Annotated in this window: 12 protein-coding genes; 9 read left to right on the top strand and 3 right to left on the bottom strand. The window is 71.3% G+C overall.

Translation table 11 applies throughout. The features are described 5' to 3' along the window. The first annotated feature begins 10 nt into the window (after nucleotides 1-10). Nucleotides 11-916, top strand: a complete 906-nt coding sequence (locus tag QQM39_RS10020) for an ADP-ribosylglycohydrolase family protein (protein ID WP_301996343.1) — start codon at nucleotides 11-13, stop codon at nucleotides 914-916. A 394-nt stretch (nucleotides 917-1,310) separates the two neighbouring features. Here QQM39_RS10020 and QQM39_RS10015 read toward each other — a convergent pair whose 3' ends face one another. Further along, the gene (locus QQM39_RS10015; RefSeq protein ID WP_301996342.1) at nucleotides 1,311-2,858 is read right to left on the bottom strand and encodes an MFS transporter; all 1,548 of its coding nucleotides are present in this window, start codon (nucleotides 2,856-2,858) and stop codon (nucleotides 1,311-1,313) included. 186 nt (nucleotides 2,859-3,044) lie between these two features. On the opposite strand from QQM39_RS10015, the gene QQM39_RS10010 reads away from it, so the two are divergent. From QQM39_RS10010 to QQM39_RS10000, 3 genes are all read left to right on the top strand, one after another. Then, nucleotides 3,045-3,668 carry a TetR/AcrR family transcriptional regulator gene (locus tag QQM39_RS10010; protein ID WP_301996341.1) on the top strand — a complete coding sequence of 208 codons (624 nt, stop codon included), beginning with the start codon at nucleotides 3,045-3,047 and terminating at the stop codon, nucleotides 3,666-3,668. Nucleotides 3,669-3,750: 82 nt separating this feature from the next. Beyond that, the gene (locus QQM39_RS10005) at nucleotides 3,751-4,452 is read left to right on the top strand and encodes a ribonuclease HII (protein ID WP_301996340.1); all 702 of its coding nucleotides are present in this window, start codon (nucleotides 3,751-3,753) and stop codon (nucleotides 4,450-4,452) included. 68 nt (nucleotides 4,453-4,520) lie between these two features. Beyond that, complete coding sequence (locus tag QQM39_RS10000) at nucleotides 4,521-5,162, top strand: hypothetical protein (protein WP_301996339.1); 642 nt, start codon at nucleotides 4,521-4,523, stop codon at nucleotides 5,160-5,162. Nucleotides 5,163-5,597: 435 nt separating this feature from the next. On the opposite strand, the gene QQM39_RS09995 is transcribed toward QQM39_RS10000, so the two are convergent. Both QQM39_RS09995 and QQM39_RS09990 read right to left on the bottom strand, forming a co-directional pair. Continuing rightward, on the bottom strand, nucleotides 5,598-6,233 hold the full coding sequence (locus QQM39_RS09995; RefSeq protein WP_301996338.1) for a hypothetical protein: 636 nt from the start codon (nucleotides 6,231-6,233) through the stop codon (nucleotides 5,598-5,600). Between the two features lie 427 nt (nucleotides 6,234-6,660). After that, complete coding sequence (locus tag QQM39_RS09990; RefSeq protein ID WP_301996337.1) at nucleotides 6,661-8,826, bottom strand: RecQ family ATP-dependent DNA helicase; 2,166 nt, start codon at nucleotides 8,824-8,826, stop codon at nucleotides 6,661-6,663. Nucleotides 8,827-9,154: 328 nt separating this feature from the next. Between QQM39_RS09990 and QQM39_RS09985 the strand changes: the two genes are divergently transcribed. The 5 genes from QQM39_RS09985 (at nucleotide 9,155) to QQM39_RS09965 (ending at nucleotide 18,019) form a co-directional block, all read left to right on the top strand. After that, a complete protein-coding gene (locus tag QQM39_RS09985; protein ID WP_301996336.1) occupies nucleotides 9,155-10,900 on the top strand; it encodes a DUF4192 family protein in 1,746 nt (581 codons plus the stop codon). Nucleotides 10,901-11,976: 1,076 nt separating this feature from the next. Next, the gene (locus QQM39_RS09980; protein WP_301996335.1) at nucleotides 11,977-13,896 is read left to right on the top strand and encodes a glycogen debranching N-terminal domain-containing protein; all 1,920 of its coding nucleotides are present in this window, start codon (nucleotides 11,977-11,979) and stop codon (nucleotides 13,894-13,896) included. A 131-nt stretch (nucleotides 13,897-14,027) separates the two neighbouring features. Continuing rightward, nucleotides 14,028-14,786 (top strand): NUDIX hydrolase, encoded by a 759-nt coding sequence (locus tag QQM39_RS09975; protein WP_301996334.1) that lies wholly within the window; start codon nucleotides 14,028-14,030, stop codon nucleotides 14,784-14,786. Between the two features lie 166 nt (nucleotides 14,787-14,952). Beyond that, nucleotides 14,953-16,968 (top strand): ATP-binding cassette domain-containing protein, encoded by a 2,016-nt coding sequence (locus QQM39_RS09970; RefSeq protein WP_301996333.1) that lies wholly within the window; start codon nucleotides 14,953-14,955, stop codon nucleotides 16,966-16,968. Between the two features lie 163 nt (nucleotides 16,969-17,131). After that, on the top strand, nucleotides 17,132-18,019 hold the full coding sequence (locus tag QQM39_RS09965) for a FadR/GntR family transcriptional regulator (RefSeq protein WP_301996332.1): 888 nt from the start codon (nucleotides 17,132-17,134) through the stop codon (nucleotides 18,017-18,019). Nucleotides 18,020-18,110 lie beyond the last annotated feature (91 nt).

Below are 18,110 nucleotides of genomic sequence, written 5' to 3'. Positions count from 1 at the left end.
TGGCAGGGCGATGACCGCTGACTCCTCTCCCGAAGGGCGCCTGGACCGCGCCCTCGCCAGCCTGCGCGGGCTCGCGGTGGGGGACGCACTGGGCTCGCAGTTCTTCGTGCCGGCGAACTATCCGCTGCTGAAGCGTCGCGAGCTGCCGTCCGGCCCCTGGCAGTGGACGGACGACACGGAGATGGCCTGCTCCGTGGTCGCAGTCCTGGCCACCCATCACCGCATCGACCAGGACGCTCTGGCTCGCTCATTCGCCGAGCACCACGACTTCGACCGGGGCTACGGCCCTGCGGTCAACCGGTTGCTGCGCCTGATCCGGGAAGGCGGGGACTGGCGCGAGCTCTCGGCCGCCCTCTTCAACGGGCAAGGCTCCTGGGGCAACGGCGCCGCGATGCGGATCGCGCCCCTGGGTGCCTGGTACGCGGACGACCCCGAGCAGGCGACCCACCAGGCCGAGATCTCGGCCTACCCCACCCATCAGCACCGCGAGGCCGTCGTCGGCGCCATGGCCGTCGCCGCGGCTGCCGCGCTGGCCGCCGCCCCCGGTGGCCCGCCGAGCCCTGAATCACTTCTCGACGATGTCGTCGCTCTCGTCCCGAAGAGTGCGGTGGGCGCGGGCCTGCGGCGCGCCAGGGACATGCTCGACTACGCTGACGCGGCCACTGTCGCGGCCGTTCTGGGCTGCGGGCGCCGTACGACCGCCCACGACACGGTGCCCTTCGCGCTCTGGTCGGCCGCGCGGGCTCTCGGTGACTACGAGCAGGCCTTCTGGACGACCGCGCAGGTCGGCGGTGACGTGGACACCACATGCGCCATCGTGGGCGGCGTGATCGGCTCCGGGAAGGCCGGGTCGGTGCCGGCCGAGTGGGTGGAGCGTGTCGAGGCACTCCCGACGTGGATGCCGACCTCGGCGTAGCGCGGGATTCTTGCCCTGCCGGAGTCCGCTCCTGTTGTAATCCCCCATAACTTTCTGTGCCTGCCGGGAACTCTGCGTAATCACACCTGCGTTGTCGTGGCAGTGGGTGTGCGACCGCTGGGGCCGCACGCGCAGGTGACGGACGACGGGCGCAGGGGGTGGAGCTGTGGAGCTCATGTTGGTGTCGGCCCTGTTGTTCTTCGCGGTCGCGGTCGCGGTCGCCGTCGCCGTCGCCGTCGCTGCCGCGGCGAGCGGGCTTCGGCTTTCCCGCGCCACCGGAGCCTGCCGGACGTCGGCCTCTGTGGCGGTGGTGCGGGTGGCCGGCTCGTCGTCCTCCCTGTCGGTCCCCCGGAGGCGATCCGGCCACCCGCGGCCTTTCGCGGGTCCGGCCGGTTCAGCCGGCCATCGGACCCGAGGTTCCGGCGAGGGCGTCCAGATCGCTCTTGCGGACCCGGATCACCAACCACGCGGTGGCGAGGGCGAGTACGGCCATCGCGGCGGCCGCCACAAAGCCGGTCGAGATGCCTTGCGTGAGCACCTCGTGTCCCCACGGTCCGGGCAGCTGCTGGGTCTTGGCGAACTCCGCCTTCTGCTCGGCGGATCCCTCCGCCATGAACTTCGGCAGCTGCTTCTCCGCCTCGTCCTTGCTGGCCGAGCCGAACACCGTCGTCAGGATGGACAGGCCGAGCGAACCACCCACCTGCTGCGTGGCGTTGAGCAGCCCGGACGCGGCACCGGCCTCGTGCTGGGCGACGCCGGAGACCGCGGTGACCGTCAGCGTCACGAAGTTCAGGCCCATGCCGAAGCCGAACAACAGCATCGGCCCGAGTACTCCGCCGGCGTACGAGCTGCTGGCGCTGATCAGGGTCTGCCAGGCCAGCCCGATCGCCGTGAGGGCCGAGCCCACGAGCATGAACGGCTTGGGGCCGAGCACCGGCAGGAAGCGCTGCGACAGGCCCGCGCCGAGTGCGATCACGACCGTCACCGGCAGGAAGGCGAGACCGGCCTCGATCGGGCTGTACTGCAGCACGTTCTGCACGAAGAGCACGATGTAGAAGAACATCCCGAACATCGCCGCAGCCAGGCTCAGCATGATCACATACGTGCCCGAGCGGTTGCGGTCGGCGAACATCCTGAGCGGGGTTATGGGCTCCTTGGCCCGCGACTCGATGAACGCGAAGGCCAGCAGCAGGACCACCGCGGCTGCGAAGGACCCGATGGTCAGGTTATCCCGCCAGCCTTCGTCCGCCGCGCGGATGAAGCCGTAGACCAGGGATGCCATGCCTGCCGTGGAGGTCAGTGCGCCCGCTATGTCGAAGCGGCCGCTGTGCCGTTCGGACTCGCTGATGTACAGCGGCGCGAGCACCGCGATCAGGATGCCGATCGGCACGTTGACGAAGAGCACCCACCGCCAGTCGAGCCACTCGGTGAGCATGCCGCCCGTGAGCAGACCGATGGCGCCACCGCCTGCGGAGACGGCGGCGAAGACGCCGAACGCGCGGTTGCGTTCCGGGCCTTCGGGGAACGTGGTGGTGATGAGCGCCAGCGAAGTGGGCGAGGCAATCGCGCCACCCATGCCCTGGAGCACGCGCGCGGCCAGCAACTGCCAGGGTTCCTGGGCGAGTCCGCCGAGCAGCGAGGCGAGGGTGAACAGCAGGATGCCGGCCATGAACACCCGGCGGCGGCCCAGGATGTCACCAGCGCGGCCGCCGAGAAGCAGCAGACCGCCGAAGGTGAGTGTGTAGGCGCTGACGACCCAGGTGAGGTCGGTGGTGCTGAACTTGAGCGCGTCTTGAATGTGCGGGAGTGCAATGTTCACAATCGTCGCGTCGAGTGCCACCATGAGTTGGCAGGCCGCGATGACGGTGAGCGCGATGCCGGGATGCCCCTCCCGGCGGGCCGCACCTGGTTTCTGGTCCTTGATCAACTGAGAGGTTGTCACTATGGGTCCCCCACAAGTGCCTTAGTGAACGCTTGCGTTCACTGTCGCGTCAACCGTAGTGAGCCCCCAGTAGTGAACGCAAGCGTTCACTGATGTCGTCATCGCGCGCTGAATCCCCCGCAGTTGCCGCGCGATGTACCCGTGCCCCCGGAATCCCCGCTTCCCTTGTTCGTTGGAGACGCTCAGATGGTTACCTCGCGCTGGACGGCCGCCCCCGCTCGGACCGCCTCCCTCCGTCGGCGCGGCGCCGTACTCGAACGCGCGATCCTCGATGCCGCGCTGGAACAGCTCAGTACGGTCGGCTGGAACGGCCTCACCATGGAGGGCGTCGCCGCCGGCGCCCAGACCGGAAAGGCCGCGGTCTATCGCCGCTGGCCGTCCAAGGAGGACCTCGTCGCCGATGCGCTGCGTGCCGGGCTGCCGCGCTTCGAGTCTGCTCCCGACCTGGGGAGCGTGCGCGAGGATCTGCTCGAGCTGTGCCGACAGGCGCGAGAGGCGATGTTCTCGCGCCCCGGTTTCGCCCTGCGATCGGTGATTCACGAATGCGACAGCCTCCAGGCCGAACGCTTCCATGGAGTGATCTTCGAGGGCGTCGTGGAGCCGACCATCAGGTTGCTCCGTGAGGTCATCACCCGTGGGATTGAGCGGGAAGAAGTGCGGGCCGACGCAGCGAACAGTTACGTCTTCGATGCCATTCCGGCGATGATGATGTACCGATCAAAGATGTGCGCAAGCGAATGGAATGATCGGGATCTGGAGGAGATGATCGACCAGTTGATGGTTCCTCTGCTCCGTCCGACAGGTCTCTGAACCATCGCCGTACCGGCCTGGAGGTTGCTTCGGTGAACCAGGGTGTCGAAGCAGGTTCCGGGCGGCGTACGCTAAGGGCGCCATGCCGTACGAACCGCCTACTCACACCGTCGAGCGCTCCCTTCGAGCCACGACCGGAGCGAAGATCATTGCCGGTGTCGACGAGGTCGGGCGCGGTGCCTGGGCCGGCCCCGTCACCGTCTGCGCGGCGGTCACCGGACTGCGCCGGCCCCCCACGGGTCTCACCGACTCCAAGCTGCTCACCGTCAAACGGCGCACCGAGCTCGCCGAGGAGCTGCGGACGTGGGTGACATCGTTCGCCCTCGGGCACGCCTCGCCGGAGGAGATCGACGACCTGGGGATGACGGCCGCGCTGCGGCTCGCGGCGATGCGCGCTCTGGAGACCTTGCCGGTTCGCCCTGACGCCGTGATCCTCGACGGGAAGCACAACTATCTCGGTGCTCCCTGGAAGGTGCGCACGGTGATCAAGGGCGACCGGTCGTGCGTGGCGGTCGCAGCGGCCTCGGTGATCGCCAAGGTTCAGCGCGACAAAATGATGGCCGAACTGGGTATCGACCATGCAGACTTCGGTTTTGCGGACAACGCCGGGTATCCGTCGCCCGTGCACAAGGCCGCACTGGCGGAGCGGGGGCCCACCCCGTACCACCGGTTGTCGTGGGCGTATCTTGATGCGCTGCCCCAGTGGCGGCACCTCAAGAAGGTCCGCAGCTGGGTGGAAGGAAGCGTTCCGGAGATCGAAGGGCAGCTCGGCTTCGATTTCTGACGATTCCGCTCGCACTTGTGTGCCACCCGCCGACGCGAGCCGTACCAGCGTTTGATAAACATCAGCTCATGCCTCTCATTCCCGAGGAGCCTCAGATTCACGAGAGTGCCCAGGGTCCCCGCGCCACTCCGGCCAGCGGCCGCACCGCGCCGACCCCCCGCCCCGTACCCGGCCCCCGCTCCGCGGCTCCGTCGCGTCCCGGCCGCCCCGGGCCCCCGCGGCCCGTGCCGCCGGCGCAACGTGCGCCACGTGACGTGGCCGTGGCCAAGCCCGGACCGTCGGGCCCTGTTGCCCCCGCCCCCTCAGCCCCGGCTGCGGCGACCCCGCAGATCCAGCTGATCCCGGCCTTGCCCGAGGGAGCGCTCGACGCTGCCGAGGAAGCCGTCGACCTGCTCCTGGAGTCGGGCCGTGCCCCCGGCGACGTGCTGGTGATCACCACGGGTGAACAGCACCCATGGGCCGCCCACGAGCTGTCCTTCGGTGAAAGCTCCTACTGGGCGCAGCACGACGCGGGTGACGACGTCTTCTACGCCGATGCCTCCGTTGCGGGCCGTGCCACGGCGCGTCCCGTGGTCGTGGTCGCCGTCAACGGCGGTCCCGACACCGCTGCCGCCACCGCCCTGCCCCTGGCCCTCGGCCAAGCAGGCGCCCTGCTGATCGTCTGCGGCGACCCGCAGCGCATCAACTCGGTGCTGGGCGCGGGCGTCTGAGTCGGTTCCGGCTCGTGTGGGGGGACACTCCGCAGGACACCGGCGGACGGAGCGCCGCTGAGGTGGCGTCTGCACGGCGGGTCTTTCGGCGTACGCGGACACGTGGAGCGCTCGCCGTGCGCCGCCCCCGTTGGTGCGGGGTGCAGGTCCACGGCGTACCGATGCGTGGTCGTGGGGCGTCAGGACACGCCGGCAGCGCGACTTGCCTGACGTACAACGCTGCGGAGGTGCCTGTGAGGGAACAGCCGGACCGGTTCATCAGGTGAGCTGTCCCGGTCGCCGTCGCCGTCCCCTTCGGCGGCTAGGAGGTTAGGCGGCTCGGCGGTGCTCGGGGTGGGCTCGGGCGCGGCGGACTTGCCGTCGTACCCGGACCGTCGTATCGCGTACGCAGTACGGCGCCACTGTGCGGTCGGCCGAGAGCTCCTGTCAGTGCCCTCAGCGAGCCGCCGCGCGCCGCAGGACCTCCGAGGCGGCGCCGCCGGTGCGTGGCAGTGGGGGCGGTGACTCGGATGTGGCGAAGGGCTCCGGCGGCGAGTCGGCGTTGGGTCGGCGGCCGCCACGACCCTCGCCGAGGACCTGCCAGCCGTCACGGGTCAGCGTGATGTACGCCCCGCAGCGCAGGCCGTGCAGGGTGCAGGCGTCACGCAGTCCCCACATCCACGCGCCGTCCTCCTCCGTCCAACGGGCGTCGCCCTCGCGGCAGTAGAGGAGCACCGCGGTGCGTACCGGAGTTCGGCGCCGCAGGTCGTGCGGGATGACGCGGCGCAACTGGGCAAGCAGTGCGTTGCGGAACATCCAGCCGTCGGCCGGAGCCGGGCGGCGGGTGAAGGAGGCGCTCGCCCGCAGCCGCTCGTCCGCGTCGAGGACGGCCACGATCGCGGTCGCCGGCCCGGGGCGGTGCCGTGAGTGCAGACCGCTGACGACCTCGCGAGGGTTGCGCAGCAGTGGGATTCCCGCGGCAGCCCACTCCGCGGGTTCGAGCATGCGGGCCAGGGGGTTGGCGGATGCGGCGGACAGGTCGGCTGACGTCGACATGGATGCCGCGGAGGACGGAGCGAATCCGAAGGTCACGGTCCTCCCTTCGGCTACGCGCCCACACTGCGGGCGAGGTCGGATTAGGGGGAGCGCACACCGCAGCAGAGCCCTACCGGATCACGGACGAGCCGTGCGGGGAGCGGACTTCAATTCTTCCTGTCGAACCTGAATGCGGCAACGAGCAATTGGGGCCACCGACCGATATCTGGTGGTGCGCGGGTTATATCCCTACCCACCGCGTCACCGTGCGACGCACGGGACGACCGTGCACCACCAGGTCGCACCGCGTTGATGCATGAGGCGTCCCGAGTACGACCCGGTGTGGGCTGGGATTCGTGCAGCGCGGATGTCTCGGACGGGCATCTCGTGCGACGTGCGCGCGATGGGCATGCGATCAACCGTGCACGGCCAGGACCATCACTCCGGCACGGCCAACACCGTCACTCCGGCCTGGCCAGGCTAATCAACCCTGCACGGCCAGGACCAGCGGCATAACCCCCTGCGCACCGGCGCGTCGGAGCATGCGGGCCGTGACCGCCAGGGTCCAGCCGGTCTCGGTGAAGTCGTCCACCAACAGCACTGGGCCCGGGGTCTCGGTGAGGGCCGATGCCAGGGCGGGCGGCACGGTCAGCGCGCCGTCGAGTGCTTTGAGGCGCTGGGCGCTGTTGCTTCGCGAGGCCTGTGGTGCCTCGCCGGTGTATTGGAGGGAACCCAGTAGGGGGAGTCTGCCGACCTCTGCGATGCGTGCGCTCAGTGAGTTGATCAGTTGCGGACGCGTGCGCGAGGCGACCATGACGACGCCGACCGGGCGCGGTGGGGCGTCCTGAGCCCCGGAGGCCCAGCCGCCCGGTCCCTTGGCCCAGTCGACCAGTACATCCACGATCGCCTTGGCCACGTCGTCGGGCACGGGGCCGTCCGGGGCGTGGGGTGCGAGCATCGGTCGCAGCCGGTTGCCCCAGCCGATGTCCGACAGTCGTCCCAACGCCCGTCCCGGTGCGGCCTGTTCACCGGCCGGGATGCGTCCCTTGAGGTCGACGCCGATCGACGGCAGACCGGTCGGCCACATACGGCGCGGCTCGACCTCCACTCCCGCCCGGCCGAGGTCGACGCGCGCGGCGTCCAACGCGACCGTGGAAGTATCGGCAGTGAAGCGCGCCCCCGCACAGTTGTCGCAGCGACCGCAGGCCTTGGCCCCCTCGTCGTCGAGCTGACGCTGCAGGAACTCCATCCGGCAGCCCGTCGTCGAGGCGTACTCGCGCATCGCCTGTTGCTCGGCCTTGCGCTGCTGGGCGACCCAGTCGTACCGGTCGGTCTCGTACGTCCACGGCTGTCCGGTCGCGATCCATCCGCCCTTGACCCGCCGGACCGCTCCGTCCACGTCGAGGACCTTGAGCATGGTCTCCAGGCGGGAGCGGCGAAGCTCCACCAGGGGCTCCAGGGCGGGCAGCGACAGTGGCCTCTCCGCCCGCGCGAGGACGTCGAGAGTACGGCGCACCAGGTCCTCCGAGGGGAAGGCGAGCGAGGCGAAGTAATGCCAGATCGCCTCGTCCTCCTGGCCTGGAAGGAGGAGTACCTCGGCGTGCTCCACGCCGCGGCCCGCGCGGCCGACCTGCTGGTAGTAGGCGATGGGGGAGGAGGGCGAGCCGAGGTGCACGACGAAGCCGAGGTCGGGCTTGTCGAAGCCCATGCCGAGTGCGGAGGTGGCGACCAGGGCCTTGACCTTGTTGCCGAGCAGGTCGTCCTCGGCCTGCTGACGGTCGGCGTTCTCCGTCTTGCCGGTGTAGGAGGCGACCGTGTGGCCGCGATGCCGCAGGAAGGCCGTGACCTCCTCGGCGGCGGCCACCGTGAGCGTGTAGATGATGCCCGAGCCCGGTAGTTCATCGAGGTGGTCGGCGAGCCATGCCATACGGTGCGCGGCGTCCGGCAGCCGCAACACACTCAGACTCAGGCTGTCCCGGTCCAGTGGACCGCGCAGCACCAGGGCGTCCGTGGTGCCCCCGGTACCGAGTTGCTCGGCGACATCGGCGGTCACGCGGGCGTTGGCGGTGGCGGTCGTCGCGAGTACGGGCACTCCGGGCGGGAGATCGGAGAGCATGGTGCGCAGTCGCCGGTAGTCGGGCCGGAAGTCGTGGCCCCAGTCCGAGATGCAGTGCGCCTCGTCCACCACGAGAAGACCGGTCGCCGCGGCCAGCTTGGGCAGGACCTGATCGCGGAAGTCCGGGTTGTTGAGGCGTTCCGGGGAGACCAGCAGCACATCGACCTCGCCCGCGGCGATCTCGTCCTGAATGGTGTCCCATTCCTCGGTGTTGGAGGAGTTGATGGTCCGTGCGTGGATGCCGGCGCGGGCCGCGGCCTCGACCTGGTTGCGCATCAGCGCGAGCAACGGGGAGACGATCACGGTCGGTCCGCTGCCCCTGGCCCGCAGCAGCGACGTGGCCACGAAGTAGACCGCGGACTTGCCCCACCCCGTGCGCTGCACGACCAGGGCCCGGCGTTTGTCGGCGACCAGCGCCTCGATTGCCCGCCACTGGTCCTCACGCAGCCGGGCCGCGCCGGTGGCGTCCCCGACGAGGCGTGCGAGGACCGCGTCGGCGGCCGCCCGGAGATCCGCGTTGCTCGTGTGCTCCATGCGTCCCATACAACAGGACGCCACTGACAGAAGGGGGCCGGGCGGGGGCGGGATGTGGATTTCGGGCCCGGCGGTGTGCGGCGGATCCGAGGTTGCGGAGTCGGGGTATTGGCGTGTGGGGTGTCGGGCCCAGCTATCGCGGTACTGCGGCTGACCCTTGCTGGGCTGGGCTGGGCTGGGCTGGGCTGGGCCGGGGCCGGGGCCGGGGCCGGGGCGGGGGCCGGGCGGGGAGCGGGATCGGCCCTCGCCGTAGCCATGCTGTCGTGTCCCTGATCGGACTTATCCACAGGGCAAAGCGGAGCCTCGCGATCCGCGAGATCGTCTGCGCATGACGAACCACAGCGAAGCGACTGGATCGCCCGAAAACGACGGCAACGGGGGCGGTGAGCAGCACCTCGCCCCACGGGCAACCGAACCGAACGACGTACCCGCCGTGCCGGGCGTGCACGACGTGCCTGAAACGCGCGATATGCGCGAGGTGCAGGAGGTCCAGCGAAGGCGTGAGGTGCGGGCTGGACATGACAAGCACCCAGGGCTCGCGCAACAAGCGGACCAACCCGACTGCACCCCTTACGAAGGGCACCCGGCCGAGCACCAGGTCACGCTGCGCACCCCGGCAGAACTGGCCGACGCATTGCCGTATCTCCTCGGGTACCGCCCCGAGGACAGCATCGTGCTCGTCGCTCTGCACGACAGGGATGGCCGCGGCCGGTTCGGTGGCCGGGCCCGGCTCGGCATTCCCGCGAGTACGGACGACTGGGACGCCGCGGCCAGGCAGCTGGCCCACGGGCTGGTGAGCGGCAGCGAGCGCAGGGGAGCCCGTGCCGAGCAGATGGTCGCCTTCCTCTGCCAGGAACCGGCAAAGGGCGAGACGGGCCGACAGGTCATGGAACGGCTGCGGCCACTGGCCCAGAAGATGCGCGTCGCCTGCGGCAACCTGGACGTCCCGGTGATCGAGGCCCTGTGCATCTCCGACGGTCGCTTCTGGTCGTACTGCTGCGACAAGGGGGAGTGCTGCCCGCCCGAGGGCCAGGCGATGGGCTTGCCCGGCACATCCGTGTTGGCCGCCGCGGCCACGTACGCCGGACTTCAGGTGCGCGGCACGCTGCGTGAGTTGCAGGCCAGGCTGTTGCCCTGGGAGACCGCAGCGGCCCTGGAACAGGAGATCGTCCTGGACACCGTCGGTATGGCGCTGGTCCCCAGGATCCTCGACGACGCGACCCGCGCGGGCGTGGCGGAGGAGACTCTGGAGCTCGCCGAGCGGCTCCTGGACCGGTTCGCCGCGGCCCCGTCCGTGTCCGGAACGCTCACCGCGGATCTCCGCGACGACGAACTGCTCGGACACGACGAAGCCGCGAGGCTCATTCTGGGCCTGCAGGACCGCTCGACCCGCGACCGCGCGGCCGAGTGGATGGAGGGGGACGAGGCCGGCCCAGCCCTCCGGCTCTGGCGAGCGCTGGCCCGCCGCTGCGTCGGACCGTACCGCGAGTACGCCGCGCCGCCCCTCACCCTCGCCGGGTGGGTCGCCTGGTCCACCGGCGACGATCTGGAGGCCCGAGAGGCCCTTGCCATGGCACTCGGCGCCGACACCGACTACCTCTTCGCGCGCCTCCTGCACCAGGCCTGCAACGAGGGACTGGACCCCGAGTCGATTCGCCGTTGCCTGCGCGCCGAACGTGTGGGCCGTGGGGGGACGCGTGCCGGGCGGCTCGACGGGCCGGAGGCCGCCGAAGAACCGGATCAGGCGGCGGCAGCTGAGTCCAAGCCGATGTCTGGCCCGGATGATCGCCGCCGGTCTCGGCACGTTGCGGGTCCCAGCGGCAGTTTCCCGCGCTCCTCACGGGGCGCCGGGCGAGAGCGAGCTACAAGCGTCTCGCGCCCGCGTACCCCGGCAGGCACGCATCCCGGTGCCCCGCGGCCGGGTGGCACGGCCGCGGGTATCTCGAAGCGCACGGCTGCGCGCACGCCGAAGAGCGCGGCTCCGCACACCCCAAGGAAGGGAACTGCGCGTCGGAGCGGGCCCCGTCCGGACGGTGTGCGTCCCGGAAACGCCGCCGCCGAGGGGGAGGCGTGAGCCGTTACGGGCAGAGCACTCACCGATGGTGTGGAGGCGGCGGACGTAGCGGGCAGAGCACCGATCGATGCCGTGGAGGTGACGGCAGTCGCGGTGGGAGGCGCGGGCACCAACAAGGGAGCGGCGTCCGTTGTCCGGGTATCCACGAGTTGCTCCGTGCTCCGGGTGCCCACGAGTTGCTCCGTGCTCCGGGTATCCACGAGCTGCTACGGGCTCCAGGTTTCCACGAGCAGCTCCGTGTTCCGGGCCCACACGAGCAACTCCGCGATCCGGGTCGCCACAACCACCTGAGGCCGGCCGAAGGCTCATGCCGAGAACGGCGCCGACCTCGTGGGCGCTTCGGCACCCCGAAGGACCTCAGCCTGCCAGGCGACCTCGGTGAACGCGATGACCATTCAGCGCGGTTACCCCATCACGGGCGTGACCCCGAGGAGTCCCTCCCCGTTCACCTGAGTGGCGGAACGCCTGGACTGGCTGTGCCGCCGCACCGCCCCTGTCTCCCCGGGTCCCCCAGCCGGCGCCGTACACGCCCGAGGCGCAACGAGCACAGAGGAAGCCGCCCCATGCCACAGCCGCCCCCCGCCTCCCCGGGGCCTGCCTCTCCGGCCCCCGCCTTCCCGGCCGCCGACGATCGCTCGACAGCCGGTGGGCTCGTACCGTCACCCAGGCTGGATACGGAGCTGTCCCCCATCGGGACCGGTGCGGAGCGGCACACGTCCCGGTTTCCGAGCGAGGCCACCGGCAGTTCCCCGCAGGTCGGCGACGGCTGGTCCCCGGCGGCCTCGGTGGGCCAGGGGCGGGTCTCTGCCCGATCGGCGGACCGGAGCCCTCCCCCTATCTGGCGGCCGACGGGAGGCCAGGACAGTCGCCCCTACCGGTGGGAAGGACAGGCCGGGCTCCCTGTTCAGCCGACGAGACCGACAAGGCAGAGTCCCGCATCGTCGTGGCCCGCGGGGCCGGACCGGACGCCGCCGGCTGCCGACCACGCACGACGCTCCCGTCCGCCTCAAGACACCCCGTCCGCTCAGCCATCGACCGCTCGCCGGTCGGCCGACCTGCCCTCCACTCACGACGCCATGATCTGCGTGGCCCTCCCGGGCCTCGCCATCTCCACGGACCAGGGGCAGTTGACGGGCCGGGGGCTCGAGGGGTTCTACCGTGCGGGCCGGCGCGTGCTCTCGCGCTGTCAGATCCGGGTAGCCGGACGCGAACCGCTCCCGATCCAAGCCCGGATGACGGCGGCCGACCGTGCCCGCTTCGTGGGCACGCTGCGTACTTCCCCGCAGGCGGGCCCGGACCCGGACGTCGTCGTCGAGCGAACCCGTCACGCGGACGGCACCGAGCGGATCACGCTGCACAGTGCGGCCGTCCGCCCGCTGCGTGTGCCGGTCGAGGTTGCTTTGGGTACGGACTTGGCCGACCTCGGTGCGATCGCGTGGGGCAAGCCCGGACCGGAACTGTCGGCCACGGTCCACGATTCCGGCCTGCGCTGGTCATCCGCCCATGGGAACTCGACCGTGACGGCCGACCCGTCGCCCGCCGACGCGCTGGCCTCCGCGGGGCTGCTGCGTTGGGAGTTCGTACTGCCTCCGGGCGGCAGCGCGAGCATCGAACTGCGGGTGCGTCCGGACGGGGCGGGACCCGTGCGGGCCGTGGGCCGAGCGGCGACGAGCCCGCTGGCTCCCGCGCGGGCGGCCGGTGACGATCCCAGGGCGGAGGCCCTGCTGCGGACGAGCATCGAGGACCTCCAGGCCCTCCTGCTGCGGGACGCCGCGCACCCCGCCGACACACACCTGGCCGCCGGAGTGCCCTGGCGCTGCGGCCTGGCCCCGGCCGAGGCCCTCGCCGCGGCCAGGATGACCCTGTCCCTGGGCACCCGGCTCGCCGTGGGCACGCTGCGCACCCTCGCCCGCACCCAACTCCGAGGCCAGGGACCGCAGTCCGGCATGATCCCCGGGCCGATACGGGACGCGGGCCCGCATCTGCCACCGGGTTGCACAGGCACGGAGGCCACGCTGCTCTTCCCCGTGCTGCTCGCGGAGGCCCGGCGCTGGGGGCTGCCCGAACCCGATACCGAGGAACTCCTCCCGGCGGCCGAGCGGTGTCTCACCTGGCTGCGGAGGACTGCAGGCGACGGCACCTATCTGCGCGACCCGCGCCCCGGCGGGCCCGTCCGCTGCGAGACCCAGGCGCACGCCCACCGTGCCGCACTGCTCGGTGCCGATCTCCTCGATACCTGCGGAAGACCCGGCGGCGGCGAACTGCGGCAGTGGGCCAGGGCCCTGCGGACGACGTTCCGTGCGGACTTCTGGATCGACGACGTGGGCGGCGGCCGTCCCGCGGCTGCCCGAGCACCGGACGGACGCCAGGTGCCGCATCTCGGCGCCGCCGCCGTCCACCTCCTCGACACGGGCCTGCTGGGCGGGGGAGAGCAGGCCCCCGGTCTGCTCGACAAGGTGCAGACCGAACAGCTCGCCCGGCTGCTCGGCGGGCCCGCCATGGACTCGGGGTGGGGGCTTCGCGGGCTGAGCGCGAAGGAGGCGGGGCACAACCCCTTCGGTCATCGCAGTGGAGCCGTGAGAGTCCACGAGACGGCGCTCGCCGTCGCGGGCCTGGCCGCAGCCGACTACGAGAAGGAGGCGAGCACGCTGCTGCGGGGCCTGCTGGGCGCGGCAGAGGCGTTCGGACACCGGCTGCCCGAGATGTACGCGGGGGAGCGGCGCACCGACCAAGGCGCTCCCCTCCCGCATCCGGCGGCCTGTCGCCCCGCGGCTACGGCAGCGGCAGCCGGGGTGCTGCTGTTGACCGCGCTCGCGGGCATCCGCCCGGACGCCCCCGCGGGGACGGTCACACTGCGGCCCGTGCGCAGTGCGCCGCTGGGCGAGATCGTCCTGACGGGCCTTCGGGTCGCCGGCGCCCCCTTCTCCGTACGCGTCAGCCGACTGGGCCTCGCCATGGTCGAGGAGGCGGCCGAAGGTCTGCAATTGCGAGCCTGACCTCGTACGACGCCACCCGGCACGACAAGTGACCGGGGTGGTCGGGCTGATTTCGGGCCGAATTGGATCAACCGCCGATGGGGCTGACGAAGTGGAGTGTTTATCGTCAAGGAGACGACTATGATCGCCGCATGCCCTACGACCCGTCAGCCTTTCCGCCCTTTGCCGTCACCGTGGACCTGGTCGTGCTGACCGTGCGCCGCCACGCCCTGTGCGCGCTGGCGGTGCGCAGGGGCGAACCGCCGTTCCAGGGGCGTTGGGCACTGCCCGGCGGGTTCGTACGGGCCGACGAGGACCTGGCGCAGGCCGCCGCGCGTGAGCTGGCCGAGGAGACCGGGCTGCGCGCCCACGACCCCTCCGTTCCCGCGCAGGACAACGGCGCACACCTGGAGCAGCTCGCGACATACGGCGACCCCAAGCGCGACCCCCGGATGCGGGTGGTCAGCGTCGCTCACCTGGCGTTGGCCCCCGATCTGCCCGCCCCCCGCGCGGGAGGCGATGCCAGCAACGCCCGCTGGGCGCCGGTCGACGAGTTGCTGCAGCAGGGCGGTTACGGCCGTGACGGCGAACCGTCCGCGCCGCTCGCCTTCGATCACGCGCAGATCCTGGCCGACGGGGTGGAACGCGCCCGCTCCAAGATCGAGTACTCGTCACTGGCCACGGCGTTCTGCCCCACCGAGTTCACCGTCGGCGAGCTTCGCCGTGTCTACGAGGCGGTGTGGGGCGTGGCGCTCGACCCCCGCAACTTCCACCGCAAGGTGACGGGCACGCCGGGCTTCCTCGTGCCCACCGGAGGCACCACCACACGCCAGGGCGGCCGCCCCGCCCAGCTCTTCCGGGCCGGCGGAGCCACGCTGCTCAACCCTCCGATGCTGCGCCCGGAGGTCTGACGCGAAAGTCCCGGCCGGATGCCGCGCCGGGATGCCGGGCCGGGTCGGACGACACCGACCGTGCTCGCGGACGAAGGGCGAACAGGGGGCCGAGCGAGCCGATCTGCGCCGGGAGCGGGCCGTGCGCTGCCCGAAAAAACGGACATAGCGCGCTATCTTGCTTTGAGTGATCCAGGCCATCGGACTGACCAGCAACCCTCGCAAGGAGCTTCCCCCCGCCGTCGACGACGTTTCCTTCGAGGCGCACGCGGGACGTGTCACCGCGCTGCTCGGGGCGCCGGGAGCAGGCAAGACAACGGCGCTCAGACTCATGCTCGAACTCCAACAGGGCCGTGGGATCACCTACTTCAGAGGCCGTCCCCTGCATCGCATCGCCCATCCGTCGCGCGAGGTCGGTGTGCTCCTCGGCGAGGTTCCCGGGCACCCGGCCCGCACTGTCCGCGGCCATCTGCGCATGCTGTGCGCCGCCGCCGGTGTTCCGGCTCGGCGCGCCGACGAGGTCCTGGAGGTCGTCGGCCTCGTCAGCCTGCGCGACGAACGCCTGGACACCCTCTCTCGCGGCATGGACCGCCGCCTCGGTCTGGCCTGTGTGCTGCTGGCCGACCCGCACACACTCGTGCTCGACGATCCCGCGGAAGGGCTCTCGGCCCGCGAGTGCCGCTGGCTGTACGGCATGCTGCGCGCGCACGCGACCCAGGGCGGCACGGTCCTGCTGACCACGGCTGATCCCAAGGCGGCCGCGCGCACCGCCGACCGGGTCGTCACCCTGGAGCAGGGCAGGCTCGTGGCCGACCTGGACGCCGCCGACTTCTCCCGCACCCGGCTGCGCCCCCGAGTCGCTGTCCGCACTCCGCACGCCTCCCGCCTCGCCGCGCTGCTCACCAAGGAGGCACGCACGGCACAGCGCTCCATCGAGGTCGTGCGCGAGAGCGGCAACTGCCTCTCGGTGTACGGCAGCACATGTGCCGACGTCGGCGAGACCGCGTTCCGCCACGGCATCCTCGTGCACCAACTCGCCGACGAAATCGGCGACATGGGACCCGGTGTCGAGCGGGACCCCTCGATCGAGCTGCGTTCAGACCAGGTGCGGCAGACACCGAACGGCAAGTTGGTCGCAGCCCACGGTGGTCATGGGCACGCAGGCATCACACCGTCGGCGCCGGACGACGGGGTGACCCCGGCCGGCGATCGCCCGGCAGCCCCCGAGGCGCCGCCGACGCCGGACGGAGACCCGGTCACGGCCGCTGGGCAGGAGGCCTCGGCAGAGGCTCCACAGGCACCCACGGGCGAGCCGCGACCCGCCGACGCACTCCCAGACGATCGGCCTCCGTCCCAGGCCGCCGGTTCGCGCGCGGCAACCTCCGCCCTCGACGTCCTCCCCGATCTCCCGCCCCCCATCTCCGTCCGCCCCGCCCCCAGCCCCCTCCGCCCCCTCCGCTACGAACTCCGTCGCGCCGCCGGCGTCGGCACGGGGTTCCTCACCGGCGCCGCCGTGCTGGTGGTGTCCGCCCTCACCGCCGTACTGCTGGCCCGTATCGGACACACTCCGCAGCCGCGCCTGCTGGTCGCGTGGCCGCAGGAGCTCCCGTTGCCGCCCGCGGCGCTCGGTGCCGGGCTGCTCGGCGCGATCGCGTTCGGCGACGAGTTCCGTCACCCCGCCCTGGCCGCGGATCGCGGCACCGTCCCCCGTCGGCTGGGGCTGCTGGCCGCGAAACTCCTCGTCGCCTCCGCCACCGCGCTGGTCCTGGCCTTCCTCACCGTGGGCTGCAATGCCGAAGTGCTCTATCTCGTCTACGGACGGGAGCTCGCGGAAGTTCCGACCGACTGGCTTTCGCTGAGCGCGAGTTGGATCGGCCTCGTGGTCGGGTGTGCCTGGGCCGGCGTGCTGGCCGCGGGCCTGTTCCGGTCGACCACGGCCGGGCTCGCGGCGGTGGTCGCCGTACCCATCGTCGTCGTACCCCTCGTACAAAAGGCGCTGGAGGGTCCGTCTGTGCGGACGGCGGCCGGTTTTCCCCTGCGGCTGCGTGAGGTCCTCCTGTCGCAGTGGCCGTTCGGGGGAGAGCGCTATCTGGCCGCCGTCGCGCGCGTGATCGCCCAACCCGTCGGCGGCGCACTGACGTTGTCGCTGGCCGCGCTGCTCTGCGCCTATCTGCTCACGACCCTGCGGAGCAGGGTCCGATGACGACCATCCCTGAGCTTCCCGGATCCGTCGTGTGCGCAACTCCCCGAGGAGAGGCCATTTCTTTCCGATAAGGCGTCAATTGCGACGGGGTGAGCGATCACCCTTTCGTGTGCTTTTCACCAAAGACCTCAAGGGAGTTGGGGACGGCGCCGACAAAGGATCCGTGAGTACCCTTGCGCACACCATGATGACCGCCGCCCGCGCCGCCGACTCCGGTCTCGCCGGCCCGGGCGATCTCGACCGCTACCCCTACGCCGAGGCCCCCGTCACCGACCGCGTCGGAGCCTCCCCCTGGGAGACCGCGGACCCGGAGCTGGGCCGTGTCGGCCGACGCGCCGCGGGCAGCCGCGGACGCGGGCTGCACGGCCAACTCGTCCAACAGCTCGGCCAGATGATCGTCTCCGGCGACCTCGGCGCCGACCGTCCGCTCGTGCCAGAGGAGATCGGCCAGCGCTTCGAGGTCTCCCGCACCGTCGTCCGCGAGTCGCTCCGCGTCCTGGAGGCCAAGGGCCTGGTCAGCGCCCGCCCGAACGTCGGCACGCGCGTGCGCCCCGTCAGTGACTGGAATCTCCTCGACCCGGACATCATCGAGTGGCGGGCATTCGGACCGCAGCGCGACGATCAACGTCGGGAGCTGAGCGAGCTGCGCTGGACGATCGAGCCGCTCGCCGCCCGCCTCGCCGCCGGGCACGGGCGCGACGACGTCCAGCAGCGGCTCGCCGACATGGTCGAGATCATGAGTCATGCGATGGGGCAGGGCGACGTCCTCACCTTCTCCCGTGCCGACACCGAGTTCCACAGCGTGCTCATCCAGGTCGCGGGCAACCGCATGCTGGAGCACCTGTCGGGGATCGTCTCGGCCGCCCTCCAGGTCTCCGGCGGCCCCGTCACGGGCTGTGACCGGCCGAACGAGACGTCGCTGGCGCAGCACAGCAGGATCGTCGACGCCCTGGCCACCGGCGACGGCGCGGCCGCCGAAACGGCCATGCGTCACCTGCTCACCGTCCACCCCGAGGTGGAGCGCGTGGTGCCCGCACCCCGCGAGCACTGACCGCGCCCCTGGGTCGCGCGGCTGAGGATGCCTCCCCCTCCTGTGGCATCTCCCGGTCTGCGCACCCCCTCCCGTCGGACCCGCAGGATCC

The sequence above is a fragment of the Streptomyces sp. DT2A-34 genome, assembly GCF_030499515.1.
Lineage (GTDB): Bacteria > Actinomycetota > Actinomycetes > Streptomycetales > Streptomycetaceae > Streptomyces.
Note: the sequence above shows the minus strand (reverse complement) of the source record. Positions and strands in the feature narration are given on the sequence as shown.

Coding starts and splice junctions, on each gene's coding strand:
- QQM39_RS10020 (WP_301996343.1), top strand. CDS start 11: ATGACCGCTGACTCCTCTCCCGAAGGGCGCCTGGACCGCGCCCTCGCC.
- QQM39_RS10010 (WP_301996341.1), top strand. CDS start 3,045: ATGGTTACCTCGCGCTGGACGGCCGCCCCCGCTCGGACCGCCTCCCTC.
- QQM39_RS10005 (WP_301996340.1), top strand. CDS start 3,751: ATGCCGTACGAACCGCCTACTCACACCGTCGAGCGCTCCCTTCGAGCC.
- QQM39_RS10000 (WP_301996339.1), top strand. CDS start 4,521: ATGCCTCTCATTCCCGAGGAGCCTCAGATTCACGAGAGTGCCCAGGGT.
- QQM39_RS09990 (WP_301996337.1), bottom strand. CDS start 8,826: ATGGAGCACACGAGCAACGCGGATCTCCGGGCGGCCGCCGACGCGGTC.
- QQM39_RS09985 (WP_301996336.1), top strand. CDS start 9,155: ATGACGAACCACAGCGAAGCGACTGGATCGCCCGAAAACGACGGCAAC.
- QQM39_RS09980 (WP_301996335.1), top strand. CDS start 11,977: ATGATCTGCGTGGCCCTCCCGGGCCTCGCCATCTCCACGGACCAGGGG.
- QQM39_RS09975 (WP_301996334.1), top strand. CDS start 14,028: ATGCCCTACGACCCGTCAGCCTTTCCGCCCTTTGCCGTCACCGTGGAC.